Source organism: Armatimonadota bacterium, assembly GCA_028871815.1.
In the GTDB taxonomy this organism is placed as follows: domain Bacteria; phylum Armatimonadota; class Chthonomonadetes; order Chthonomonadales; family Chthonomonadaceae; genus REEB205.
Genome location: JAGWMJ010000011.1, coordinates 64837 through 89994 on the forward strand (window position 1 = coordinate 64837; position 25158 = coordinate 89994).

A 25158-nucleotide genomic window follows, 5' to 3' on the forward strand; every position below is an offset into this window, starting at 1 on the left:
ATGCCAGCTACCTTACGAGCACTGGTTGTAGAGGATAACCCGGGCGATGCGCGCCTTATGCAGGAAGCGCTGCGCGATGCACGCACGGTTCGGTTCGACGTGACCCACGCGCCATCGCTTGCGACCGCGATCGACTGCCTGGATACCGGCAGCTACGATATCGTTCTGTGTGATCTTTCGCTGCCCGATTCAAGCGGGCTCGAGACCGTCAACCGACTTAAGGCCACCGCGCCGGGATTGCCGCTCATCGTGCTCACGGGCAGCAACGACGAGGAAACGGGCCTGGCGGCAATGCAGGCCGGCGCACAGGACTTCATGGTGAAGGGAATCTGCGACGGTGACTCGCTGGCGCGCGGCATTCGCTACGCAATGGAGCGTCACCGACTGCAGGCAGCTCTCGAAACTGCCCGCCTGGCTGAGATCGCCACAAAGGACGACTTCCTCTCGCACGTCTCGCATGAACTCCGCTCCCCGCTGACTACCATCTACCAGTTTGTGACGATCATTCTTGACGGATTGAGCGGGCCAATTTCGGAAGAGCAGCGAGAGTATCTGGAGATCACGCTCCGCAGCGTCAACCAGCTTCGCCGGATGATCGGCGACCTGCTGGACGTAACACGCGCATCCAACGGCAAGATGCGGATCCAGCGCGAAACACTGAACCTGGCCGATACCGTCGCCACAGCGGTGCGAGCCATGGCCGAATCGGCAAAGGAGGCCGGCATCGAACTCACTGCCGATGTGGCCTCGGCGCCGACCGTATCCGGTGACGATGCGCGCATTCGCCAGGTTGTCACCAACCTGCTCGACAATGCCATCAAGTTCACGCAGCGCGGCGGCACCATCACCGTGACGGCGGGAATCCTGCCCGAATCGGATGGGGCGGCTCTGGTGACCGTTACGGATACCGGCGCGGGTATGGAAACCGAAGACGTAGAGCGTATGTTTGAGCGGCTCTATCAGGCGCCGGATGCCACCGAAGCCAGTCGCCGCGGCCTGGGACTGGGCCTGCACATCTGCCACGAGATTGTAAGTCTGCATGGCGGCCGGATCTGGTGCGAGAGTACGCCGGGCAACGGCGCCAGCATCAGTTTCACTGTGCCGGCCAGTGCAGCCACCGAGAATGAAGCCGCATCTGAAGGCGGATCGGCAATGGCGCAAACTGCAGCATCTGGAGGAGACACCTGATATGAGATCCACGATTCTGATTGTTGACGACGACCCCGATATTCGAACGGGAGTCGCGGTGCGAATGCGTGCGGCCGGGTACGACGCCGTGACGGCGCCGGATGCGGTGGCGGGTGTTGGTCTCTTTCAAAAGTTTGCGCCTGCTTTGGTGCTTCTCGATATCAACCTACCTGGTGGCGATGGGTTCCTTGTGATGCAGCGCATACGGGAGCTCGGCAGCAATACTCCGGTCATCGTGCTCAGCGCGCGCGACCCGGAGCTGGCGGAAGAGCGTGCGCTCGCTGCCGGGGCTGCCGCGTTTTTCCAGAAGCCGGCAGACAATAGCGAGCTGTTGGAGTTGATATCGCGCCTGGCGCCACGGGTAAACAACGACGCAACGACTCCCAAATACCGGGTGCTGGTGGTGGATGACGATCCCGATATCCGGAGCGCCATGCAGGTGCGCCTGCGCGGCGCCGGCTTCAGCACGGCCGCCGCCTCCGACGGGTTGACCGCAATAACCGTCTGGCAGCGCGATCACCCGGATGTCATTCTGCTGGATATCGGTCTGCCGGGCGGCGACGGCTACAGCGTGATGCAGAGGCTGAACGATCTCGGATCGCGAACACCGATCGTTATACTGTCGGCCCGAGACCCCGCAGCGCATGCCGATCGTGCCTTTCGGCTCGGCGCGTTCGCGTACCTCCAGAAGCCGCCGGACAACGGCGAACTGTTCGACACTCTCTATCGGGCAGCGCGCGAGGCAGCTCCCGACGGCATCGGGCTGCGCATTGCTTAAGGAGCGGCCATGAAATCCCATCTATTCGGAAACCTGGGTCAGCCGCCCGGCAAGCGGCGCTTGTTACTCACCCGAACGTCACGGCGCATTCGCGAGCGGGCGAACGGGATGGCGAGCGCAAGCCGCCATTTTGAACGAGAGCCAAGTGGATTCACGCTTCAGGCGCCAGCGACAACGGCGCCACTGCAAGCCGACACGCAGCCTGAAGCGGCGCCAGATACTGCGCTCCAAAATGGTTGAGGTGGTTTAGCAGCGGATAGATCTGGTAAACGGCGCGACGGCGCCGGTATCCGGGTGACAATGGCCAGGCCGCCTCGTACGCCGCAAACAGTTCCGGCTCGAAACCCGGAAAAAGTTGCATATACGCCAGCTCCAGTTCACGGTGACTGTAGCTAACGGCTGGATCCACCAACACAGGCTCCCCACTTTCGCCGGTGAGCAGGTTGCCGCTCCACAAGTCGCCGTGCAGCAGCGATGGTGGCTCATCCACGTCCGCCAGCAGCTCTGGAAGCGCCTCCGTTACCCTAATCACGTCTCGCTCCAAATCCGGCGTGAGCGCCCTACTCTGCCGCGCCAATGCGATCTGCGGCGCAAGGCGTCGCTGTGCATAGAACCCAGCCCAGGCCACCATTCTGCCGTTTTGTTGCGGCATCAGCCCAATGAAGTTGTCGCGCTCCAGGCCGAAATCGCTTGCGGTGAAGCGGTGGAGGCGCGCCAGCCGTTCACCAACTTCGGCCGGCCGGGCCGTTTGCCGCTCATGCGGCCGGATGGCCTCAAGCAGTAGGAACGCCGGTTCGGCGCCTTGTTCGGAGTCGCGGAATGCAATTACCGCTGGAGTCCGAAAGGCGTCCGCGCGCCGGAGAATCTCCAGACCGTGGGCCTCGGCAGCAAAAAAGCCTGGCGCCGCGCGGCTGCGCCATTTGCCGAAGATCGTGCCGATGTTGGTGTGAAGTATGGCGCTCTCGTTGATCATGCCGCCGTGAACAGGCTGAACCGCGGTGACCACAAGTCCAAGCAAACGCATCTGCTCGAGCAAGGAGGCGGATAACGAGGTTTGCCCTACCAACCGTGTTCGCGCCGAATAGCGCTCAACAGGCCCTCCACAGCCGGGCCAACGAGACAAGCCGTCTCCTGGAAGTCACCGGTATACCACGGGTCCGGCACATCCAGTACGCGAGCATCGGGCGCATATTCCATGAGCAGTCGCGCCTGGCTCAGGCCGGTGGACCTTATCTGTGCCAGTATTGCGCTGTCCAGGGCGAGCAGATGCGCATAGATCTGCCCATCCCTCGGCAGCAGCGGACGCGCGGTGTGGTGGAACCGGATCCCCATCCTCTGCAGCTGCAGCCGTGTGCCGATATGTGGCTGCTCACCCAGATGCTCGCGGCTGGTTCCCGCAGAGTCCGCAGAGATCCGCGAATCCAGACCGGCGCGCCTCACGCGGTCCTCAAACAGCGCCTGAGCCATGGGCGAGCGGCAGATGTTACCATAGCAGACGAAGCATACCGATACTCCGAGTGCCGTCGGCCCTTCATCGCTGCTACCGGTCACCAGCAAACTCCAGTGATATCGTGTGGTGACCCGCGAGGTAGAGCGCCAGGCGATTGCCTTCGGCATCCACGCGTACGCGCGGGTCGTCCGCGCCCAGCAGCCGGCCATCCACATGAATCGTTGGCCGGACCCGAAAGCCGACCACGAGGAGCGCTGACGGCTTGTTCGGCCACAGGTCCACCTGGAACGTTATCGCGCTACCGCTGCTGCCGGGCTTCGTGATGGAACCTGCCGCGTGCACGATCACGCCAAGATCGCGGAAGACGTGGTAACTGTAGATGGGCGTTTCGCGATACAGCCGGACGGCATCCATCTGGACGGTTGCAGGATTGATACCCGGGTTGTTCCGCGACTGGCTGATGAGGTTGTACGAGTCCGGCAGGAGGCCCGAACGTGTGGGATCGCTTCTGGCCGGCCACGTTTGCTGAATGCCGCTCGCGGTAATACCATCGGCCAAAAGGCGCCAGAGCCAGGTTTCGGAGTACTGACTCAGCCCATACAGCGCATCGGCGTAGACCAGCCCGCACCACTGCACCGGCACACCAAGCCAGTAAGCCGCGTTCCAGTCACTGGCGCCGAACACAGGTATTGTAGCGAACATACCAACTGGCTTGTAGTCGCCATCCAGATAGATGAACGGGATGCCGGTCCATGCCCAGTATTCCGCGCGGGCAAGCAGCGTGGTGTCGCCGGTAAGCGCGTAGCCAAGCGTGAACGCTTTGACCAGCCATGCGGCCGCCAGAATGTCTGGCGTGTGCAGCGGTACCTCCCACGTTTGGGCTCCTCGTGGCGCCGTGCCATCGTACTTCTCCAGCGCGCGCAGAGCGGCGATCGCATCGTGGATTTCGTTCCAATCGCCGGCAAACGACGCATGCTGCAGCGCGGAGGCCACCACCGCAGCCGTCAGGCCATTTGCCTGATCGGACCCGTTCGTACGCGAAAGGTCGAGTCGCCCCGGCGCCGCGCTGTAATGAATGGTGAACGAAGGTCCCAGGCGCTGAAGCTCGTCGCGAGCCTGAACTTGCGCCTGCTTTGAGGCAGCCAGCGGGTCTCCAAACATCAGCGCCGGGGCAGGCGTGACGATGTGCCCGATATGAGCGTCGTTCCATCCGCCCTTCGGAATCGCTGCTACCGCCTGGCTCGCGGCATCCGTCAGCTCGCTGCGCAGCGTTTTATCACGTGTGTGCTGTGCCAGCCATGTCATCATCATGCCCGCGTCGGCCGCAGGCTGCAGGCCGAACGATCCGGGAATCGCGTGATGAAAGAGCCCGCCGCTGCGAATGCCGCTGTGCAGCCAACCGTCATCGGCCATCCCCTCCCATACCGATTCGGCCGGCTTGACAATTGTGGGCTGTGGCATCAGGTCCACGTACTGCGAAACGGCGCCAATAGCACTGTCATCACGCCCGCCAAGGATGGTAGCCTGAAGCGTGATCGGTTGGTTGGCCTGCACCAGTTCAGGAGCGTATGGCAGCAGGCTTCCATCCGCGCGGCTGGCCGTATCCGCGCCGGGAAAGAGCACGCCCAGTACGTTGGCGCCGGAGTGAAACGTGCGATCCGGTGCGTCGAACAGTGCGCAATACTCGGAACTGCGCTGCCACGTGATGCCAACAAAACGACTATCCGCAGCCAGCGCCATCATGGGGAAGGTCACCTTCTCATTTGGCGGCACACGCCGGTCGGCTTGCGGACCAACGAGGTCCTTCGTCGAACTGCTGGGCTCATCGCCGTCCAGATACTCAAGACCAGGAAGTATCGCCTGAGTTTTGGATGCGCCGTATGCGCCGAGACCGGGGAATATCATCAGCATGGGCAGGTAGATCACCTGGCGATCCTGGTCCACAGTCACCGTTGTTTGCACCTGCACGCCGTCGCGCGGAGAAGCAGGGTCGGTTGTTCGGCTGGTGAACGTCTGCACAAACGTCCATGCGGCGCCGCCGGCATCCCGCGCCGTCGCAGTAACAGTGACTGTCGCACCCTTTTGGGCCTGGACCGCGTCGCTGTGAGCCAGGTCAAGCCACTGTTCCTTGCCGTTTGCAAGTACGCCGATGAGCGGCCGGCTGCCGCCCATGGCCATCAGCTTGCCCGCCACAAGCACATCGAAACGCTGCCAGGTGTGGGGATCGATTCTTATTGACACGTCGCCGGAAGCAACCGACAAGGCATCGGCGCCAATGGGACCGACCGACGGCTTGAGCCACACCGGATCCTGCAGAATCACGCGACGTGACACACGTATCCCGGAAACAACAACGCTGCCGTGTGCTCCGGGCGGGTCGAGGCGAAGGTGGTAACCAGGACCGAGCGGTGGGAGCGGAACCTGGCAGGTTTCCCACGCGCCGGCCCTCACGGGAAACTTGACCGAGTGCGGCTCGGAAGGGGCATTCCGGTAGTAGTAGATCTGCCCGGTGCCGCCCGCCTGGGAGTCGAGCCGTACGGTGCACCACAGCGGCTGGCCAACTGGATAGTCACGCGGCGGTCCAAAGATATAGGGATCGCTGCCGGTGATCGAGATTTTGAGGCCGGCGGCGTCGCTGCTCAGCGGTCCCATATCGTGCGTGGGGCCCCATTCGCTCGCGGTTGTAGGCTGGGTGAAATCGAAAAGCGCGAGTGATTGTGCCGCAGCCGGCGGTGTGAGCCAGGGCGTCGCCGCCGAGCAGAGCGCGACTGCAAATGCAGCAAGATGCTTCTTGATACTCATTTTGAACAGTGGCTCCGTCCACGGTATCGACGCGGTGGTGCGCCGGGCCTACCGGCGCTGCGAACCTTTGCGCCATTAGGCCTGCGGCAGGTTCTGCGCCGCCTGACGACGAACTTGATCCGAATGATCATTGAGGCTGAAGCGCTTGCCGGTGAGCTGAGCCGGCTGTTGAGCCTGGGACAGTTTGTATCCGGCTCGGCATCGGTTGGGCATGGAAACCCGCTGTGGAAACTGAGACCCATAACGCTGCGAGGCAAAGCCGTCATTCAGATCGAGGAGCGGGATGGTGCGACCGCTGCTCATCGTAACTGTTCGCCGATGGATGCCGGCCCACGGCTGGCTGAACGGATAGTGGTTTCCAACTGGCGCACGCACCTGAAGTTTACCGACTCCACCATCAGTATTCGGCGAGAAAGCTCCGGGCGCGTTCGGGTATCGCGAAGTGCGGCAACCCGGCCCGCAGCGCAATCGCTGCATAACCGGGCGCAAAACCACATCTTGCCCGAAGGCGCGCCCTGCCCTTTTCTGACGGCGGTAGGCATTATGACGCCGGATGGGCGCGTTCTCGCCGCCCATTACCATAAGTTCCGGCAGGTGAACCGGTTTCTGGAATTGATCCGCGATATTGCTCCGCATCTACCCGCGGAGGGACCAATCTCTATTGTCGATTTCGGCGCTGGTCGGGCGGTGCTGACACTGGCGACTTACCACTACGTGAGCCAACACTTGAATCGCAACGTACGCGTGATCGGTGTTGACGTGAAGCAGGATCAAATGGAGCGCGCGGCGGTAGCGGCGCTGGCCGCAGGTTTTACGGGTGCCACGTTCCAAACCTCCAACATTCGTGACTTCGTTGGCCCGCCGGCTGCCGACCTGGTGCTGTCGCTGCATGCCTGCGATACCGCGACGGATGAGGCGCTGCTCAAGGCGATACAGATGAATGCTCGCGTCATACTGGCTGCGCCCTGCTGCCAGCACGAACTGCGGAGCAGGATTCAAGCGCCGCAGCTGGCGCCGATGCTGCGACACGGCCTTTTTCGTGAGCGGCTTGCCGCGCTGGCAACCGACGGCATTCGAACGGCGCTTCTGGAGGCCTTCGGTTACCAGGTGAAGGTGGTGGAGTTTGTGGAGGCCGAGCACACATCACGCAATATCCTGTTGCGAGCCGTGCTGACCGGTGAGGTGCGCCCGCATACCCAGGACTGGAGGTCGCTTTGCGATTTCTGGGGTGCGGAACCTGCGTTGGCTCGGTGGCTCCGAGCTGCGGGCGGAGGCCAGGACGGGAAAACCATATTGGGAGGCAGACCGTGATCCGAGTTCGAGCAAGTTTGACAACACTGTTCGCGTTCTGCGTGGCAGGCGCTGCTGCGCAGCAGGCGCCAATACGGCCGCCGGCAACACCACTGATTGTGCGTAACCCCTATGTAAGTGTCTGGCAGCCGTCCAATACGCTTCCCGGCACGTGGCCGGCGTTCTGGACCGGCAGCACACGAGCGATCACGGGCATCGCGCGGATCGACGGCGAACCCTATGCATTTATTGGCGCGCCTGGCGGCGTGATCCTGGCCATGAACCAGGTTTCGCTGAAGGTAACGGCAACACAATCCATCTACACACTGGAGCGCGGCGGTATCCGGCTGACGCTTCGCTTCCTCTCGCCCGTTGAGGCCACCGACCTGCGCCGGCTGTCGATGCCGTTCGGAACGATCTCGGCGAGCGCGGTCAGCATCGACGGGCATTCGCACCGCGTCTCACTCTACTTCGACATCTCCGGCGAATGGGCTTCCGGCGATCCTTCGGCCAAAATCCGCTGGCAGCGGGTGGAGCAGTCGGCGCCATCCGGCGGCACGATGGAGGCATGGGACGTTACGCAATCTTCGCCGGGTGTCCTTCAGGAGCGCAGCGACGCGGCAGAATGGGGAGACGTTGTTTTTGCCACTATGGAGTCAAGCCACACCAGATGGCAGGCAGGACTTCAGGACGATGTGCGCCCTGCTGGAATCCGTGGAAGCCTGACCGATACGGCTTCCACCAGCATGCCTCGCGCCATCAACGACCACTGGCCGGTGTTCGCCTGGCAGTACCAGCTGGGCATGGTAGGCGACCGGCCAACATCGCCGGTTACGATGCTCCTGGGACTTGCGCGAGACCCGGCTGTCAGCTACCTCGGTAAGCCGGTTCCCCCATTGTGGAAGTCGTATTGGCCTACATGGCAAGCGATGGCGGCATTTGCGCTTTCGGACGCCCGAGCGGCATTTAGTCGCGCTGCGGTTGAGGACGCACGCGTCGAACGCGACGCCATGCGTGCCGGCGGAGCGCATTACGCCGCGCTTTGCAATCTGGCGCTGCGCCAGGCTTTTGGAGCAACCGAGCTGGTGGGTACGCGCAGCGATCCATGGCTCCTGCTGAAGGAGATCAGCAGCGACGGCAACATCAGCACGGTGGACGTGGTCTATCCGGCGTTCCCGGCGTTTCTGTATACCAACCCACTGCTGGTCAGGCTGCTGTGCGAGCCGCTGCTTGACTATGCGGAGAGCGGTGGCTGGCCGAAGCCGTTTGCAGAGCACGACATCGGCTCCTCGTACCCGAACGCCAACGGCCACAACGACGGGCGCGAAGAGGATATGCCGGTGGAAGAGTCGGCCAATATGCTGGTGTTGGCCGCCGCGTACGTGGACTACGCTCCCGGTCCCTCCGCATCACGGTGGGCGGCCCGCCACTACAAAGTTCTAAGTGAATGGGCAGACTACGAGGAGGCGAATGGCCTCGATCCAGCGCTGCAGAACCAGACGGACGACTTTACCGGCTTCATCAAAAGCAGTTCGAATCTGGCGTTGAAGGCGATACTCGGGGTGGGCGCGATGGGCCAAATAGCAAAGGCGGCCGGCCACAACAGGGCAGCTGCCGGCTACCTGGCGAAGGCGCGAGAGATGATGGATAAATGGACGCGGTTGGCCCAATCCACCACGGCAGCCCACCTGACGTTGGCGTATGGGCGGAACTCCACCTGGAGCCTGAAGTACAACGCGTTTCCTGATCGGGTTCTGCGCCTCGACCTGATTCCCGATCGCGTGCTTCGTGAAGAGGCAGCCTGGTACGCGAGTCGCGAGAATCCCTTTGGTATTCCACTGGACGTGCGCCACAGCTACACAAAGACCGATTGGGAGCTTTGGACGGCGGCGTCGACGGACGATCTGGCGCTGCGGCAGGCCATCATCGATGCGGTGTATCGCTTTGCGAACACGTCGGGCTTTCGTGGCGCGTTCAGCGACTGGTACGACACCATCAGCGGTCAACAGGTGGGCTTTGTTGCGCGGCCGGTAATTGGCGGCGTTTTCGCTATCCTGGACCGCCGGATGGCCGATCGCACCGCGGGGCCGTAACGGTTGGCGATGCCAAACGGAAACCGGGGCCGTCTGCGGCGACGGCCCCGGCGGTGGAACGTATTGCCGAACCGTCGAGTAACTACTTGCCGGAGCCGATTTTCACCATTACAGTGCCGCACGTCGGGCAGACACCCTTGTTGGCGGGCTTGCCGTTTTTCATGGTAAACGGCTTGGCATCCTTCATCTGTTTCTTTGCCTTGCACTTGACGCAGTAAGCTTCCATGCGATGACCTCCCGGAGTGTGTGGTTGCGCACGGTGCCTTCTTTCGAGGCACGCACGAGGATTCCTTCTCGTTATACTTCGGATTCCGCACGTTTTGGCCGATAAGGCCGAAAATCGCCGATTCCATCGTGAAATAAGCGATTTGCGCGGCGCAATGGCCGGAAGCGCTGCCTGTATCCGAGGCCCCTGCGATACCGTGATCGTGACCGGAATCTCGATGGCAGCGCAGGACGCTTACTGAAATGCGACAAATGGGACGTATGAGACATATGCGATAGCCGGAACCGAAGCCCGGCGCGCAGCGAGAGGTGGCTGCTCCGCTTCCCGGCCACGTGTGCGCGAACCTATATGTCCTATCTGGTGGGCGCGTACCCCAGCGCCGATCGCGATGGCAGCGCGGGACGCTCGCTGAAATGCGACCAATGGGACTTATGAGACATATGCGGTAGCCGGAACCGAAGCCCGGCGCACCGGTGGAGGGGCCGCTCCGCTTGCCGGCCACGCGTGCGCGAACCTATATGTCCTAGTTGTCGCATTGGTCCCATGTGGTGAGCGCGCACCAGGGCGCCAAACGCGACGGCAGCGCGGGACGCCTGCTGAAATGCGACCAATGGGACATATGAGACATATGCGGTAGCCGGAACCGAAGCCTGGCGCACCGCCGGGGGGGCCGCTACTCCGCTTGCCGGCCACGTGTGCGCGAACCTATATGTCCTAGTTGTCGCATTGGTCCCATGTGGTGAGCGCGTACTCCGGCGCCAAACGCGCGTTGCAGCCAGCGACGGGACCGGCCATGACGGCGACGGCACACTCTGGCATGCGCCGCCCACGGATCGTATTCACAACCGTGATCATCGCAGCCACTTCTCACACGGTCCCGGTGGCGTGAAACTGCCGTCGGTCGACTCACATAGCGAATAACAGCACTCAGCGTAATTTGCGATGCCAGCCGCCAACGCACCCACTTTGGGAGTAAGGCAGTCCGCCAGACAGTTCGCCGGCGGGTCGGTGGCGCATTCGTTGACGCACTCCATCACGGCCTTGCGTGTGTCGCCGCCGAGATGTTTGACCAACCACTTTCCAAGTTCGCGATCACGTGCACCCTGGCACAGGGTCGGGTCGCTGTCGTGCCCACCGGGATCGTGCGATCGGCCCTCTTTGGGTGGGGCGTGTTTCTTTGCGTTCAGCGGCGTAACCCTCGCCACCAGCACATCCCCTCCGCCCCCGGCGCTTGCTACCGACCCTTCTTCCTCAACGAACCGGCCCTGGAAGCGCCACTGCGTGGCGGACGAGCCGCTTACAACCATCAGTGCGCCAAACGCATGGTAGAGCTGGCGCTGCTCCTTCGCGGCTCCGTCGCGCTCCTCTGGAGACCGCGCGTCGCCGAAGAATCGCTGCGACGTTGCTTCCGCGTGCGTTCCCTTTTCCGCCCGCTGTATCAGGAGTTTGCTTCGATGGCTATGGCGTTGTTGCCTTCCACGTCAGCCTCTCCGTAAGCGTATCCGGGCTTCCCGGCGCAGGAAGGAGCCTCGCCCGTACCACGTAGAGCAGGTGGTTCTTTAACCCGATCCAGAACGTTAATGAGGCAACGCGGGCCGCCGATCGCGTGCCGACCAGGAGTTCGGCGGATCGCATTCCCGGCGCACCCTTCACGATAGTGACCTGGTGTCCGTCGACCCAGGACTCGCCCGAGTCGCCGGCGCTATCCAGATCTAGCATCGCCTCGGGGGTCACGCCGCCCAGAACCAAGCCGGATAGCAACAGAGGCGCACCGGTACCTGAATTCGGTCCCAGGTAACCCCCGCGCGCTAGCAGCTGCCAAGCCGAGACCGACGTGCCGGCCCAGGGTCCCCACCTTCCGTGCGCTTCAACGCGTTCGCGTGCTCCAGCCGGATCGAACTGCTCCCGCCGCGCGGTCTGGCCAGACCCGGTCGCGACAGTGACGAGGTGATGACTTCTGGTCACCACATACGTGGTGCTGCGCGGAAAGGAGGTGCGGATCTCCACGCTATACGCTGGCAAGGAGTCAATGTGCGCAACACATTCGGTTAACGCGTAGTAACGCTGTGCCTCTGGCGGCATCATCAGGCGCTGGAGCCGGCCACACGATGCAGCGGTGAGGCCAACCGTCAGCAGCAGCGCAACCGCGCCGCTGCCCGGGCGATGCCTGGCTCCCGCCCAATCTTCACGCGGCCCCGCCATCACAATAGCCCTATGCAGGTCATGTAGCAACAGTGCAGGTCATTCCTCGCGTTTTCAAAGCAGAGGAAGGCGGAATACTCGCAGAGGATCCATCCAATTGGGGGGAAGGCCTCCGCCAGACACTCCGCGAATGCCTCCACGCAGTCCTTCTCGGCGTCCTTGTACCGTTTGTCGCACTCGTGGAAGCAGCGCTGTCTCGGCTCTCCTACCGGGCCGTGCCGCAGTCGCGCAGCACGCAGCACGGCAATCCCCCGCCCTACCAGCACATCCCCTCCGCCGCCGGCGCTCGCCACCAACCCCTCCTCCTCCACGAACCGGCCCTGGAAGCGCCACTGCGTGGCGGCCGAGCCGCTCGTGTACATCAATACCCCAAACGCTTCGTAGAGGTTGTTGCTCAGCACGTTGGCTGAGCCGTCGGTAATCACTTGCGCTGCGCCCGCGTGTGGGCCTGCGACGCATCCACGCGGTCAACCTCCTGCTTAACTAGCTCCACAGTCATTCTGGCAAAATCGCCTTTTGGTTCCAACCGTGGCGAAGCCTCCAGCTCTTTGTACACATGCATCGTGTAGGATATGTAGTTTGCCGCCTCGATATGTGCCGCGTCTCGCTGGTTTATCCGCCGCACCTCGGCCGGGGTCAGCTTCCGCGGCTCTGGGATGCGCATCTCCTGGGAGATCGAACTTCGCGTAATGGCATGATGCCGCGAGGGCTTCTTCTGCCATGCACGGCCAGCTCCCGACGTACCGAGCGCGAAAGCAGCTAGAATACCCAGTAACGCGAAACGCTTGATTGCTATCATGTATCGTCCTCCTACGGAGTGCCGGGATCACCGTGGCGCCCTGCCGATGGTGATCATGGCAACGATATCTGGCTGCACTGGGACTCGCAGTACTTGAACCACGAGATCGCGCAGCGATCACAATGGTCGGCCTGGCTACCCGCCATCGGCCGCTTTCCGCTTCTCATAAGCCTCGACGGCGGTCTCGATCTCCTTTTCAGCGATCGACTCGGGCAAGTCAACCAGCTTCTGGCCGTCGTTGAACGTCCAGCTGTAGCCGATGGGTTGACGTTCCAATTGCGGGGCCACTGCCATGCCGCGCTGGAGCAGAACCTGAGCGCGCCATGGTTCGGTCAAAGTGTACTCGTCAAACGGAGACTCCTTGCCCCACACGCCTTTGGTCATCGCAAGGTAATATCCAAGCCGCAACTCCTTTGGGCTGGGCCGGGTCGACGGCGAGAGAAACAGAATGTAGCGGGCGCCCGGCCTGAGCAGAGGCTGATCGATGTCGCGCGATCCGATGCCGCCGCCGGCGTCGTCCGTCCACGGCAGGTCGCCGCCACGCACCATCACCTTGATCACATACGGTGCGCCAGCGCCGGGAGAGCGAAGGTATCGTTCCACCACAACCACAAAGGCCGTGAATTCTTCCGGCCCAAAATCGCCCTGGCGCACGTGCTGCTCCCGCAGCACGGCAGCGATCCGCCCGAGGACGATAACGGGTGCATTCGCCACCATACCAGCCAGGGTGCCGGGCAGCGGAGCATACTCGCCCTCGCCAAAGGATGCGGACGGCCCATGCGCGCCCTTGCCGAACTCCGGTGGCTGTAGAAACGGCTTGGCGCCTTTCACGATCGCGGAGATCGTGCCGTCGTCAGGCACCGGTGCAGTGAGATGCCTGCCGTTTACGAAACGGATGGTCCAAGCCGTCTCCTCCATGTGACCCGCGCTGACAAAGCGTACAGCGCCGGACTTGGGGTCGAACAGCAGGTCACGGGTCGTTCCGTTCCCTACAAGCCAGATGTCGTCGCCGCTATCGGGCGCGAGCCCGGCGGCGTGAGTGGCCGGCGCGGCAGCGGCCAAAGCATCGATCCGCGCGGAAAGTGGAAGGACGTCGGTAACGCCAGCATACGTACGAACGCCGTTGGCGACGTGGAAGATCACCGCGTACCGCCAGGGATGCGAGCTTCTTCGCGGCGATGCAAACGCGGCGGACAGGAGAATACCCGCCGCAGCGCAGAATGAGCCCGTACGAATTAATCGTGTCATAGCCTTAGCGTCCCTTCTGTGCGACACACGGCTCATAACCGAGAGCCGCCATGCCCAGTGTCTCATCCGGGGCGGGAGCGGCGACTCCACAGAACCACCAGCAGCGGGAGTTGGCATACATCAGGGAGCCGTATTCGTTCGGGAAGGCTGTGTGCGCCAATCCCAGCGCGTGGCCTATCTCATGGGCACATACCATCGCCAGGTCGTGGCGCGAGGCCTTTGGCGGAAAGCCGTAAACGCAGTTGAGCCTGGCACTGCACGGGTCGAGTTGATCGTAGTAGAAGGTGATGATCCGGCGACCTGCGTTGTCGAGCTGCGTGAACGCAAGGAGGTGGTTGTCCCTTAGGCACTGGTCACAAGACTGGACATTCCACGCGCCCTCCGGCGGCACCTCGCCGAACGTCGCCCAGTGGCTGTTTTCCCACGCTGCGATGCCGGCAGACACAGCGCTGCCGTAGGTGAAGACGTCTGAGTAGTAGACCGGGCAGTTGGTGGGCAAAACCGGATATCCGGGCCCGTCGGGACCGCTGTTGCCCGGGCACGGCCCGATTACACCGCCCACGTCACCGCTGGCGGTCCACGCCTTACCATTCGGATCCGTCCAGCTAGCCGTCAGCAGGGCGGATCCCTCGCCCGATGGCATTGCCGTAATGAGCGCCCGACCACAGTCGTTCGTCACGGCGGAGCTTGAACTGAGATAAACCTGCGCACCAGTTTCGTAGCTGAGCGTGAAGTCAACCGTGACGCCGACTTGCACCACGTACGGTTTGCCTGCCGTGACGACAGCGCAATACGTAATCACCTGGCCGGGATACATAAGTGCCTCAGGCGATTGCCACTCGCTCTCAAGGGAGACGGTGGGGTTGGGTCCCGTCGCAGAACCAGTTTGCGCGCTTACCGGACCTGCGAACACGACCAGCATTACGACCGCGACGGAAAAACGACCAGCGCAGCGAAGTCCGCGAGATAGCTCATGGCGGGTGGCTCCGGGCTCGTAATCAATCCGGTCACAATTCAGTTTGCGATTGCCCCCACACCATTCGGAGAGTTGGAGTCGGAGGCGCCGCGCGACTTACGTTTGCCTGCCACTACAATTGACCTTTCTCCAGCCTTAGCGGCTGGCAGCCGGACGTCAAACGGTTGCCGTGAGAGGCGTACGTCGCGGGGCAGACTAAGGTCCTGTGGCGTGCGTCTTATTAAAACGATTGCCGACGATGCCCTGCCGGCTGCCAATTGCTAAAATACCCTGTTAACCAGGATGCTGTGAACTAGTATCCAACGCCTGTTTCATGCTGTCAAGGCTTTTGCAGCAAAAAGTAAAAAAACTTTGTCGGAATACAACCGCACGAGACGGTCACACCTGAGGCGGGACCGAAACCGTGTGCGCGAACCTATATGCCGCAGTGGCCCATCTGGTTAGCGCCTACCCCAGTGCGGGGCGCTTGCTGGAATGCGACCAATGGGACATATGAGACATATGCGGCAGCCGGAATCTGCGCTTGGAGCGCGGCCTGGGGCCGGTACTCCGCTTGCCACGTGTGCGCGAACCTATATGTCCTATCTGGTGGGCGCGTGCCCCAGCGCCGAGCTCGATGGCAGCGCGCGACGCCTGCTGAAATGCGACCAATGGGACGTATGAGACATATGCGGTAGCCGGAACCGAAGCCCGGCGCGCGGCTGGGGGGCCGCACTCCGCTTGCCACGTGTGCGCGAACCTATATGTCCTATATGTCGCATTGGTCCCATGTGGTGGGCGCGTACCCCAGCGCCGAGCTCGATGGCGGCGCGGAACGCTCGCTGAAATGCGACCAATGGGACATATGAGACATATGCGGCAGCCGGAACCGAAGCCTGGCGCACCGCCGGAACCATCCCACTGAGATGCTTCCGCGATGCGCGGCGGAGCGCATCGTCATTTTGAGCGAGGCGAAAGCTCTCTCTGCCCGCCCCTTACGTTATTCAGCCACATCGCGGCTCGGAGCGCGCGCAGCGGGCTGGGACGTGCATAATATCGGCGATGAAACTGATTGAACTCCTTACGGCTGCGGAATTGGGACCGGGTGAATGCCGGGTGGTACGGCCGGACGGTTTGGAGCTGGCTTTATGCAATGTGGACGGCACATACTACTGTGTGGAGAACGAGTGCCCGCACAGCTACGGTCCGCTTGGGGAAGGCACGCTTGAGGGTGACACGCTCACCTGCCCGATTCATGGCTGGGAATTCAACGTGGTGACGGGCGAATCCATGGACGGCTGGGGAGTCGATCTGACCACGTTCCCGTGCCATGTGGTGGAAGGGAGAATCTACGTGGAGCTGCCGGAGTCCGGTCCCGCCTGATCGCCGTCAGCCTGCGGGACTTCCGGCTCGACCGCTGCGGCGTCGCTGTTGCCGTTGTCGTCCGAATGGGGTGGTGGCGTGCGGACCAGCAGCACGCTCGTAATGCGTCGACCATCAGTGGATTCCACCGTAAACCGGCAGTCGTTCCACGCCGCATGCTCTCCCTTTTCGGGCTGGTGACCCAACAGGCCGAAGACAAAGCCACCGATTGTGTCAGCTTCGTCCTCCGGCAGCTGCAGGTCTGCGACCTCATTGACCTCATCAATCTGCATCAGGCCGTCCAGCAAAAGCGCCCCATCGGCCCGGCGCTCTGCCTTGGGCGGGTCTTCGTCGGAGTCGTATTCGTCGGTGATCTCGCCAACGATCTCCTCGACCAGATCCTCGATGGTAACCAGTCCAACCGTGACGCCGTACTCGTCTCGCACAATGGCGATGTGCTGGCGCTTTCGCCGCATTTCTGCCAACAGCATATCCACCTTCAACGTTTCGGGAATAAACCACGGCTCGCGAATCGCAGACTGAAAGGCGTCTGGGCCACTCTCGGGTGGGATCGCCAGCAGATCCTTAGCGTGGAGCGTGCCGACGATGTTATCCAGATCCTCCGCATAAACCGGTATGCGGCTGTGGCCCGATTCCCGGATGATGTCGAGCAGCTCCTTCATGTTTGCCGTGCTGGGAATCGCTGCGATATCCAGGCGCTGCGTCATCACCTTGCGCACCACCGTGTCGCTGAGATCGAGTACGGAGTGAATCATCTCGGTCTCTCCGGACTGCAGCACGCCTTGCTCTTCTCCGGCCTCTACCATCATTTTCAGCTCAGCCTCGTTCACCACGGACGAGCTGAACGTGGCGGTCCCGCCAAACGGCCTTACTGCAACGTTGCCGAGGTAGGTCAGCACCGCTACCGCGGGCGTGAAGAGAGCCTGCAGTCTCAGCACCGGCCCAACCGCCACGAGGGCGATGCGCTCCGCGTGTCGTACTGCGAGGCTCTTCGGCGCTATCTCCCCCACGACCAGCGTAACCACGGCCACGGGTATTGTGACCACCAGCAGGCTGATCGTAGAACCGGCGGCGCCAAACAGATGCCGCTGTTGGAACCACACGTTAAGCGGCGCTACAAATGCCGTAGCAGCGATAGCGGGCGATAACGTGGCCACCAGCGTCACACCGGTTTGAATGGTGGCCATGAAGCGCGTCGGGTGCGCCAGAAGCTGTTCGATGCGCAGCGCGCTGCGGTTGCCCTCCTCAGCAAGCTGCCGCACCCGGGTTCTGCGAACCGTGATTAACGCCAGCTCGGCCATCGCAAAAAAGGCGTTGAGCAGGATGAGGCCGCACACCAGGAGCGACGCAAGCGTGAGGTTGAAGGCGCCGGAAGGCATCATCTGTAGAGGAGCTTCAGCGCCTCGCGCTGCTTCTTCCACATCCGCCGCACCCCACGTTCGGTGTCGTCTTCGTAGCCGAGGAGGTGCAAGACGCCGTGTGCGGTGAGCAGTTCCACCTCCGCCTGCAGCTGGCCTCCGCGTACGGCCGCCTGGCGAGCGGCCGTAGGAACCGCGATAACCACATCGCCCAGCAGGTTTGGGTCAACCTCGATCGGTGTTTCGCCTTCTATTTGCGAGAACGACAAAACATCGGTGGGAGCATCAATGCCGCGATAGAGGAGGTTGAGAGCATGAACCCGACGGTCACTCGTCAACACGACGTTCAATTCCGCCGTCGCCGGTCGGCGCTCCACGTGCAGCACGCACTCTGCGGCGCGCCGCAGACCTGCTGCCCGAATGGGATACCGATTCTTGTTGATAATCGCTATGGGCATATAGATGGTGAGGTTCGGCGGCCTCGGCATTAGCGGGCCGGTTCGCGGGCGGATCGTCATCGGGATAGGGAAGCTCTCCCGAGTGAGCAAGACCGCCTGCAGCCATTGGTAACTCCAGCTCCGGCGGCTCCGGCTTCAGATCCGCGCGCACCACCTCCATTGGCATGCCGGAGGCTCCGCGCGGAAGCGGATCCGGATAGTCGATTCGGTGGTGCATCATGGCGGCCAGAACATGCAGAAACGCATCCGAGACCGCTTTCACGTCACGGAACGTGATGCTGCAATCATCAAACTGACCGTCTTCAATCTTTTCGCGCACGATACCGGCGATCAGCGCTTCCAGCCTCTCCGGGTTTGGCTTCTGCAGGCATCGCGCCGCCGCTTCCACCGAGTCGGCCAGCATCACGATGGCCGATTCGCGCGTCTGAGGCTTTGGACCCGGGTACCGGAACCGCTCCTCCAGGCCGGGCGGCGCTTCATCGGTGCCGCCGCAGTCGGTGAGCGCCCGGTGATAGAAGTAGCGGATCAGCGTGGTGCCATGGTGCTGCGCAATGGCGTCGCGTATCTCTCGCGGCAGGCGGTTTGCCGCGGCCATCTCCAGGCCGTCGCGCACATGCGCGGTTATGATGAGGGCCGAGAGCGAAGCGCTCAGGCGGCCGTGCACGTTCTCATGCTGCTGATTTTCGATGAAGAACTCCGGACGCCGCATCTTGCCGATATCGTGGTAGAACCCGGAGACGCGGCACAGGAGCGCGTTGGCGCCGATTGTTTGCGCGCCGGCATCGGCCAGCGTACCCACCAGCATACTGTGAGCATACGTGCCCGGAGCCACGGCGCAGAGTTCGCGCAGCAGAGGCTGGTCAATGGACGAGAGGTCCAGAAGTGTTGCAGGAGTCAGGATGCCGAACGGCCGCTCAAGTACGAGCGCGCCGATCCAGAACATGAAGGTGGCGAACGCCGCGGAGCCGACTGCCCATGCCGAACCGGTAAGTAGCTCCGGTAGCGAGTCGCGCAGCAGAATGCCAAGGAGCCATACCAGCGCGAGGTTGGTACCTGCCAGCGCGGCGGTCACCAGCAGCAGTCCGGAGCGTGTGCGAGCAAGTGACACGCTGAATATGCCAACGAGGCTGCTCATCAACGTCATGATGGTGAAGCGGATCTCGTGGTTCATGATGAGACCGCTCTGCACCGAAAGGAGCGCGGCCACTAGTACAGCCAGTTGAACATCCAGCAGCGCCGCGACCAGCATCCCGGCGGCCGCCACACTCATCATTCCAAGGTAGCCGAGCTGGCCCGATGAAAACGAGAGGCCGAGCATGCTGGCGCCAACCTTGAGGCCCAGCACACTCAATAGCGCGATTACCGCAAGGAGCGCAAGCCGTCGCGTGTCGCGGTAGAGCGCCGGCAGCGTTCGGGCAACAACCACCAGAACAAGCAGCACCATGAAAGCCGCAAGCAGGCAGACCATGGCGCCCGTGGTTACATCCAGGCGCGGGTTCAGCAAGCCCACGGCGGCAAACTTGTCCAGAGTCTCCTGCGTAACCGTGTCGCCGCTGGAGATGATCTTGTCACCACGCGCGATGCGGTGGTACTGCATCGGCACTGCGCGTTCGGCTGCATCGCGCGCCTGCTCCGTCCGCTCCGGGTCGATGGTTCGCTCGGGGCGTATAGCGCGCGCAGCGATTCTGGAAGCAATTGCTGCGTCGGCCGGCGGCAGCGCCTGAGCTGCGGAGGCGGCGGCAACTGTATCGGCATCCTGCAGATCGTGCGTGCCCTGCCGGATATCTCCGTTCATGGCGTGCTGAACAACCCGCTGCGTAACCGCTCGCAGATGGGCAAAGTCGGAAGATGGCATGGACAGCAGGTGGCTTACTGCGCCGGCGCCGAGAAACGCCAACGACGCCGGGAGCGGCTTGCCACGGGCCCGCGGACCTGCTGCTGTCCGCATCGGCGCCAGTGAGCCGAATGCCTCCTGCACGGTTGCCAAACTCGCGGATTGAGCGTCGCTGTCGGTTTCATACACTGGACGGGTATCCAGGCGCGCAGCCTGCTGCAGTCTACCGGTGGCCACGCTATCGATGTATACGACCGTTCGTGGCGCACGGATATCACGTGGACTGACCTCGCCGAGACGAAGCGCCACGCGATCGGGCAGCAGGTTCACCGACATGAGGAGCGAGAGGGAGCCGACCGTAACACACGCTAATAGGAGTCGACGCCAGGAGATGGTGGGTCGCCGTACGATCCCGGAGGCTGCTGCAGCCCTTCGTGCCGCGAACCGCACAACCGAACTATGAGGCCTGCGACCGGAGACGCGATTGAGCCAGTTCAGCATGGCAAAACGCCGGCCAGCCGCATACCGGGCCACCTGCCGCACGCGTCAGCAAGACCCCTGGCGCCACCGGCTGGCGGGTGGTCACCCTCAAAGGTCCGCTTTGGTAACTCGTTCAATGCAAGACTCATTATAACGGTGAGCCGCCCGCAAGTCAATGCCGGCTGTAAGTGGCCGCGCTGCCGCCGGACGTCGCGTGCCTGGGACATTGACAATTGACTTGAGGTCTGGTATACATAATTCGATAGTTCACGAAATATCGATCTGGAGGCGGATATGGCTGATCGTGCGCGTTTCGCCGTCATGTTCCGCGCATTGGGCGATCCTACGCGGCTGCGCATCTTCCAGATGCTCTGCAGCTGCCGCTGCCCGGTGAGCGTGGAGGCTGGCGGCGGTGTGCGTCCTGCTGCAGGCCCTTCGGCCGGCGAGGTCTGCTGCACAATCACCGGCTCAGAGCGGATCACATCCACCGTGAGCCACCATCTGAAGGAGCTGCGACTTGCCGGCTTGATCACGCTGGAAAAGTGCGGGCAGCGGCGCATCTGCGCCGTGAACACGGAGGCGCTGGATGCGCTCGGGAGTTGGGTGCAAGGCTTGACACAAACGGAGTACTGCGTTGCGGAGAGGCTGACACGATGAATGCAACAGACCTGACAGGCCGCGAGGATGTGTGGAAACTGGTCCGCGAGAAATATGGCGCCGCGGCCGTCACCGTGCTGAAGGGCGCCGGCGCCGCCTGCTGCGGAGGCAGCGCTGGAGGCGGGAGCGAAAGCTGCTGCGGAGGCGCTGCTATCACAGGCGGGCTGTACGATGAGACCGAAGCAGCCGAAATACCTGAGTCGGCGCTGCTGGCCTCGCTCGGCTGCGGAAACCCCACGGCTCTGGCCGAGCTGCGCCCGGGCGAGAAGGTGCTGGACCTGGGCAGCGGAGGCGGTATTGATGTGCTGCTCTCCGCACGACGCGTCGCGCCGGATGGGTTTGTCTGGGGACTGGACATGACCGATGAGATGCTGGCCCTGGCGAACCGAAACCGCGCTGAGGCAGGCGCCGACAACGCGATGTTCCTTAAAGGGCACATCGAAGAGATTCCCTTGCCGGACAACACCGTGGATGTGGTGATCTCGAACTGCGTGATCAACCTGGCGGCAGACAAGGACGCCGTGCTGCGAGAGACGTTCCGGGTGCTGCGCCCCGGTGGACGCCTGGCCGTTTCCGATGTGGTGGTGGATGGGCCGTTACCCGCGGTGATCCGCGCCGACATGGAGGCGTATGTGGGCTGCGTTGCCGGAGCTCTGGAGCGAGAAGATTACCTGGAGCGCCTGCATCGCGCCGGGTTCGGGCAGTGCTCCATCGAGCCCGTCAGACGGTACACGTTCGCCGATATGGAGGCCACTGCCTGCTGCTCGGCCGAGATCGCCGCACTGCCGGAGGATGAGCGTGCTGCGCTGGATGGCCGCGTTATGGGAGCCTTCATTCGCGCCGTCAAGCCTTGCCCGTGAAAACCGTGTTGTTTGTCTGCGTTCACAACGCAGGGCGCTCACAGATGGCTGAAGCCTTCCTCAACCGGATGGCCCGTGAGGGCAGCTTGCCGGTACAGGCGGTTTCCGCCGGTGTGGAGGCCGGCGCCTCAATCAATCCTGTGGTGCGTGAGGTTATGGCGGAACTCGGCTATATGATGGAGGGCCAGGCGCCGAAAATGCTTACACCCGAGATTGCGGCAGGCGCGTACCGAATCATCACAATGGGCTGTGGCGTGGATGCAAGCTCGTGCCCAGCGCGGATCCTGGTTTCCGAGGACTGGGGCCTCGCCGATCCGGCCGGGCAGCCGCTTGAGGCCGTCCGCCTGGTACGCGACGAAATCCTGCGCCGGGTCGGATGCCTGCTGGAGGATCTGGCGCGGCCATGACGGCGGCGATGGCCCGTCGATACGCGGCTGAGATGGCGGGCACCTTCGGCATCGTTTTTGCGCCGGCGTCGCTTGCCGGCAGCAGTCATCTCGCCGGCGGTGCACCCGGCTTGCTGGCCGCCGCATGCGCATCGGGCCTGGCGGTTAGCGCCATGATTTACGCGCTTGGCCACATCAGCGCCGCTCACTTCAACCCGGCTGTTACCCTGGGGTTTGCGGTGGCCGGGCGTTTCCCATGGCGGTACGTGCCCGGCTACTGGGCCGCACAGTTTGCCGGCGCGATCGCGGGCGGGGCTTTTGCCGTGTGGTTATTTGGAGCCGGAAGCGGCGTGCAGGTCCCCGCAGCCGGGCCGGTCCTGCGCAACGTGGCGCTAGAAGCGGCGATCACGTTTCAGCTTATGCTGGTGATAATCTCGGTAGCGACAGACCGTCGTGTGAACGGCGCCGTGCCGGGCCTGGCAATCGGCTTCGCGGTGATCGTGGGGGTTCTCATCGGCGGCCCCGTGACCGGAGGCTCAATGAACCCGGCTCGATCACTTGGGCCGGCGCTGTTTGCCGGCGGCGCTGCAATCGCACATCTGTGGATCTATTTCGCCGGTCCAGCGGCGGGGGCAGTTCTGGCTGCGCGCACCTATGAACTGCTGCGGGGCGGAGAGCACCACGCACAGGGTGCGCCAAATGACCTGTTTGTGGCGCTGCAAAGCATTCGGAGCGAAGCTTAGACCCGGGCTGCGTTGGCAAGATGCACGTGCCGGACGCCACGTGGCACGCTGCAGTTCGGGTAGAATCGTTCGGGCGATTCGGGATGGCGCCTTGCGGCGCCGGTGCTGCCCGTTGGCCGTTTGAACACACCACGATGGCGCCCCGCACCCATACTCCAGACGATTCAAGGAGGAATCCATGAGAGTTTCAGCTCCGCCGCGCGAGGCGCAGCGCGTCCGTAAACCGCTGCCGGCGATGGCGAGCCGTGAGGGCATGCCACAGGAGAGCAGCAACCCGTATCATAACGCCGTTGAGCAGTTGGGCATTGCCGCCGATTATCTGAACCTGGATTCGGGCCTGCACGAAGTGCTCAGGTACCCCGAGCGAGAGTTGACCGTGCACTTCCCGGTCAAGATGCAGGATGGTGCGGTGCGCGTATTTACAGGCTTCCGCGTTCAGCATAACCTCTCACGCGGGCCGACAAAGGGTGGCCTCCGATTTAGCCCAAACACCGATCTGGATGAAGTGCGCGCTCTGGCCATGTGGATGACGTGGAAGTGTGCGATTGTTGATATTCCGTTTGGCGGCGCCAAGGGTGGTGTTGAGTGCGATCCAAAGCACCTGACCATGCTGGAAATGGAGCGCCTCACACGCCGGTACACGTCGGAAATCAGCATCATCATCGGGCCCGATACGGATATCCCGGCGCCTGACATGGGCACCAATGCCCAAACGATGGCGTGGGTAATGGATACCTACTCCATGACGCGCGGGCGGTCGGTGCCCGCGGTGGTTACTGGAAAGCCCGTCGCCATCGGCGGTTCTGCCGGGCGCAACGATGCTACCGGCCGCGGAATCGTAGTGGTAACGCGTGAGGTCGCCAAGGAGTTTGGCAAATCGCTCCGCGGCTTGCGCGTGGCCGTGCAGGGATTCGGGAACGTGGGCGGAGTGGCCGCGAATCTTTTCCACGAAATGGGCGCCACGGTTGTGGCCGTGAGCGACGCGATGGGCGGCCTCTACAACCCGAAGGGTCTGGACGTGCCGGCGCTGCGCGACTGCGCTAACCGCGACGGAACCCTTACGACGCATCCCGGCGGCGATGTTGTGGATACACAGCAGCTGCTGGAGCTGGACGTGGACGTTCTGGTACCGGCCGCCATCGAGAATCAGATCACTGCGGAAAACGCACCGAGGATCAAGGCTCCGATCATCGTGGAGGGAGCAAACGGACCCACAACGCCGGCTGCGGATACTATTCTGCGAGAAAAAGGCGTGTTTCTCGTGCCCGATGTGCTGGCGAATGCGGGCGGTGTAATCGTGTCGTACTTCGAATGGGTGCAAGATCTGCAGTTCTTCTTCTGGCACGAGGATGAAGTCAACCGGAAGATGGAGGATATTCTCGTTCGCGCCTACAACCAGGTGCGTGAGATGGCGCGGTCGCGCAATGTGGATATGCGACTTGCTGCCCACCTGATCGCCGTAAAGCGAGTGGCCGACGCCATAACGATCCGCGGAATCTATCCATAACCGCGGGGCAAGCGCAAACATCATCATCGCGTCGGCGTCGTTTCGAATGAGGAGGTGAGGAGATGAGCGGATTACCGGCGCGCGCCGAAGCTATAACGCTGTTTGTAGCAGATCGGCATCGGTCAAAAGCGTTCTACCACGCCGTCTTCGCGATTGAGCCCATCTTCGAGGATCAGAACTCCGTCGCGTTCAGGTTCGAGAGCCTGATCGTGAACCTGCTGGAGGTGCGAGAGGCGCCAACGCTGATCGGACCGGCAAAAGTTGGTTCACCGGAGTCCGGCGCGCGCTTCCAGCTGACGATAGGCGTAACCGACATCGATGCCGCTTGCGCCACACTTGCGGAGAATGGCGTCTCGCTGATCAATGGGCCAATGGATCGGCCGTGGGGCATGCGAACGGCCTGCTTCATGGACCCGGATGGGCACATCTGGGAGGTAGGCGCCGAGTTGCGCTGAGGCTTA

The 25158-nt window shown here is 62.7% G+C and carries 24 protein-coding genes; 11 read left to right on the forward strand and 13 right to left on the reverse strand.

Features of this window, described 5'->3' with window-relative positions:
• Positions 1 to 1188 (forward strand): hybrid sensor histidine kinase/response regulator, encoded by a 1188-nt coding sequence (locus KGJ62_12905; GenBank protein ID MDE2127479.1) that lies wholly within the window; start codon positions 1 to 3, stop codon positions 1186 to 1188.
• 1 nt (position 1189) lies between these two features.
• Positions 1190 to 1966: a response regulator gene (locus KGJ62_12910; GenBank protein ID MDE2127480.1), complete on the forward strand. Its 777-nt coding sequence runs from the start codon at positions 1190 to 1192 to the stop codon at positions 1964 to 1966.
• A gap of 151 nt (positions 1967 to 2117) precedes the next feature.
• Here KGJ62_12910 and KGJ62_12915 read toward each other — a convergent pair whose 3' ends face one another.
• From KGJ62_12915 to KGJ62_12925, 3 genes are read right to left on the reverse strand one after another with little or no spacing between them, the layout of a single operon-like run.
• Positions 2118 to 2984, reverse strand: coding sequence for a fructosamine kinase family protein (locus KGJ62_12915; protein MDE2127481.1), 867 nt, complete (start codon positions 2982 to 2984; stop codon positions 2118 to 2120).
• Between the two features lie 41 nt (positions 2985 to 3025).
• Positions 3026 to 3517, reverse strand: a complete 492-nt coding sequence (locus tag KGJ62_12920) for a low molecular weight phosphotyrosine protein phosphatase (protein MDE2127482.1) — start codon at positions 3515 to 3517, stop codon at positions 3026 to 3028.
• Positions 3507 to 6218 carry a hypothetical protein gene (locus tag KGJ62_12925; GenBank protein ID MDE2127483.1) on the reverse strand — a complete coding sequence of 904 codons (2712 nt, stop codon included), beginning with the start codon at positions 6216 to 6218 and terminating at the stop codon, positions 3507 to 3509. The genes KGJ62_12920 and KGJ62_12925 overlap by 11 nt, the downstream gene beginning before the upstream one ends.
• Between KGJ62_12925 and KGJ62_12930 the strand changes: the two genes are divergently transcribed.
• Positions 6201 to 7529, forward strand: a complete 1329-nt coding sequence (locus KGJ62_12930) for an SAM-dependent methyltransferase (GenBank protein ID MDE2127484.1) — start codon at positions 6201 to 6203, stop codon at positions 7527 to 7529. The two genes, KGJ62_12925 and KGJ62_12930, sit on opposite strands and share 18 nt — an antisense overlap.
• A gap of 17 nt (positions 7530 to 7546) precedes the next feature.
• Positions 7547 to 9601, forward strand: coding sequence for a DUF4965 domain-containing protein (locus KGJ62_12935; protein ID MDE2127485.1), 2055 nt, complete (start codon positions 7547 to 7549; stop codon positions 9599 to 9601).
• 82 nt (positions 9602 to 9683) lie between these two features.
• Here KGJ62_12935 and KGJ62_12940 read toward each other — a convergent pair whose 3' ends face one another.
• The 7 genes from KGJ62_12940 to KGJ62_12970 all read right to left on the reverse strand — a co-directional run bounded on the left by KGJ62_12940 (position 9684) and on the right by KGJ62_12970 (position 14998).
• Positions 9684 to 9827, reverse strand: a complete 144-nt coding sequence (locus tag KGJ62_12940; GenBank protein MDE2127486.1) for a hypothetical protein — start codon at positions 9825 to 9827, stop codon at positions 9684 to 9686.
• Between the two features lie 851 nt (positions 9828 to 10678).
• The gene (locus KGJ62_12945) at positions 10679 to 11134 is read right to left on the reverse strand and encodes a hypothetical protein (GenBank protein ID MDE2127487.1); all 456 of its coding nucleotides are present in this window, start codon (positions 11132 to 11134) and stop codon (positions 10679 to 10681) included.
• 151 nt (positions 11135 to 11285) lie between these two features.
• On the reverse strand, positions 11286 to 12059 hold the full coding sequence (locus KGJ62_12950; GenBank protein ID MDE2127488.1) for a hypothetical protein: 774 nt from the start codon (positions 12057 to 12059) through the stop codon (positions 11286 to 11288).
• Positions 12029 to 12454: a hypothetical protein gene (locus KGJ62_12955; GenBank protein MDE2127489.1), complete on the reverse strand. Its 426-nt coding sequence runs from the start codon at positions 12452 to 12454 to the stop codon at positions 12029 to 12031. The genes KGJ62_12950 and KGJ62_12955 overlap by 31 nt, the downstream gene beginning before the upstream one ends.
• On the reverse strand, positions 12451 to 12828 hold the full coding sequence (locus KGJ62_12960) for a hypothetical protein (protein ID MDE2127490.1): 378 nt from the start codon (positions 12826 to 12828) through the stop codon (positions 12451 to 12453). Before KGJ62_12960 ends, KGJ62_12955 begins: the two co-directional genes overlap by 4 nt.
• A gap of 135 nt (positions 12829 to 12963) precedes the next feature.
• Positions 12964 to 14076, reverse strand: a complete 1113-nt coding sequence (locus KGJ62_12965) for a hypothetical protein (GenBank protein MDE2127491.1) — start codon at positions 14074 to 14076, stop codon at positions 12964 to 12966.
• 4 nt (positions 14077 to 14080) lie between these two features.
• Positions 14081 to 14998, reverse strand: coding sequence for a matrixin family metalloprotease (locus KGJ62_12970; GenBank protein ID MDE2127492.1), 918 nt, complete (start codon positions 14996 to 14998; stop codon positions 14081 to 14083).
• A 1095-nt stretch (positions 14999 to 16093) separates the two neighbouring features.
• On the opposite strand from KGJ62_12970, the gene KGJ62_12975 reads away from it, so the two are divergent.
• The gene (locus KGJ62_12975) at positions 16094 to 16414 is read left to right on the forward strand and encodes a Rieske 2Fe-2S domain-containing protein (GenBank protein ID MDE2127493.1); all 321 of its coding nucleotides are present in this window, start codon (positions 16094 to 16096) and stop codon (positions 16412 to 16414) included.
• On the opposite strand, the gene KGJ62_12980 is transcribed toward KGJ62_12975, so the two are convergent.
• From KGJ62_12980 to KGJ62_12990, 3 genes are read right to left on the reverse strand one after another with little or no spacing between them, the layout of a single operon-like run.
• Positions 16381 to 17796 carry an HlyC/CorC family transporter gene (locus KGJ62_12980; protein MDE2127494.1) on the reverse strand — a complete coding sequence of 472 codons (1416 nt, stop codon included), beginning with the start codon at positions 17794 to 17796 and terminating at the stop codon, positions 16381 to 16383. The two genes, KGJ62_12975 and KGJ62_12980, sit on opposite strands and share 34 nt — an antisense overlap.
• On the reverse strand, positions 17793 to 18149 hold the full coding sequence (gene ybeY / locus KGJ62_12985) for an rRNA maturation RNase YbeY (protein MDE2127495.1): 357 nt from the start codon (positions 18147 to 18149) through the stop codon (positions 17793 to 17795). The genes KGJ62_12980 and ybeY overlap by 4 nt, the downstream gene beginning before the upstream one ends.
• Positions 18100 to 20400 (reverse strand): HDIG domain-containing protein, encoded by a 2301-nt coding sequence (locus KGJ62_12990; GenBank protein MDE2127496.1) that lies wholly within the window; start codon positions 20398 to 20400, stop codon positions 18100 to 18102. The genes ybeY and KGJ62_12990 overlap by 50 nt, the downstream gene beginning before the upstream one ends.
• 438 nt (positions 20401 to 20838) lie before the next feature.
• On the opposite strand from KGJ62_12990, the gene KGJ62_12995 reads away from it, so the two are divergent.
• From KGJ62_12995 to KGJ62_13020, 6 genes are all read left to right on the forward strand, one after another.
• Complete coding sequence (locus KGJ62_12995) at positions 20839 to 21201, forward strand: helix-turn-helix transcriptional regulator (GenBank protein ID MDE2127497.1); 363 nt, start codon at positions 20839 to 20841, stop codon at positions 21199 to 21201.
• Positions 21198 to 22061, forward strand: coding sequence for an arsenite methyltransferase (gene arsM / locus KGJ62_13000; protein ID MDE2127498.1), 864 nt, complete (start codon positions 21198 to 21200; stop codon positions 22059 to 22061). Before KGJ62_12995 ends, arsM begins: the two co-directional genes overlap by 4 nt.
• The gene (locus tag KGJ62_13005) at positions 22052 to 22468 is read left to right on the forward strand and encodes an arsenate reductase ArsC (GenBank protein ID MDE2127499.1); all 417 of its coding nucleotides are present in this window, start codon (positions 22052 to 22054) and stop codon (positions 22466 to 22468) included. The genes arsM and KGJ62_13005 overlap by 10 nt, the downstream gene beginning before the upstream one ends.
• Positions 22465 to 23190 carry an aquaporin gene (locus KGJ62_13010; protein MDE2127500.1) on the forward strand — a complete coding sequence of 242 codons (726 nt, stop codon included), beginning with the start codon at positions 22465 to 22467 and terminating at the stop codon, positions 23188 to 23190. Before KGJ62_13005 ends, KGJ62_13010 begins: the two co-directional genes overlap by 4 nt.
• Positions 23191 to 23443: 253 nt before the next feature.
• A complete protein-coding gene (locus KGJ62_13015) occupies positions 23444 to 24697 on the forward strand; it encodes a Glu/Leu/Phe/Val dehydrogenase (GenBank protein ID MDE2127501.1) in 1254 nt (417 codons plus the stop codon).
• 62 nt (positions 24698 to 24759) lie between these two features.
• On the forward strand, positions 24760 to 25152 hold the full coding sequence (locus KGJ62_13020; protein MDE2127502.1) for a VOC family protein: 393 nt from the start codon (positions 24760 to 24762) through the stop codon (positions 25150 to 25152).
• Positions 25153 to 25158 lie beyond the last annotated feature (6 nt).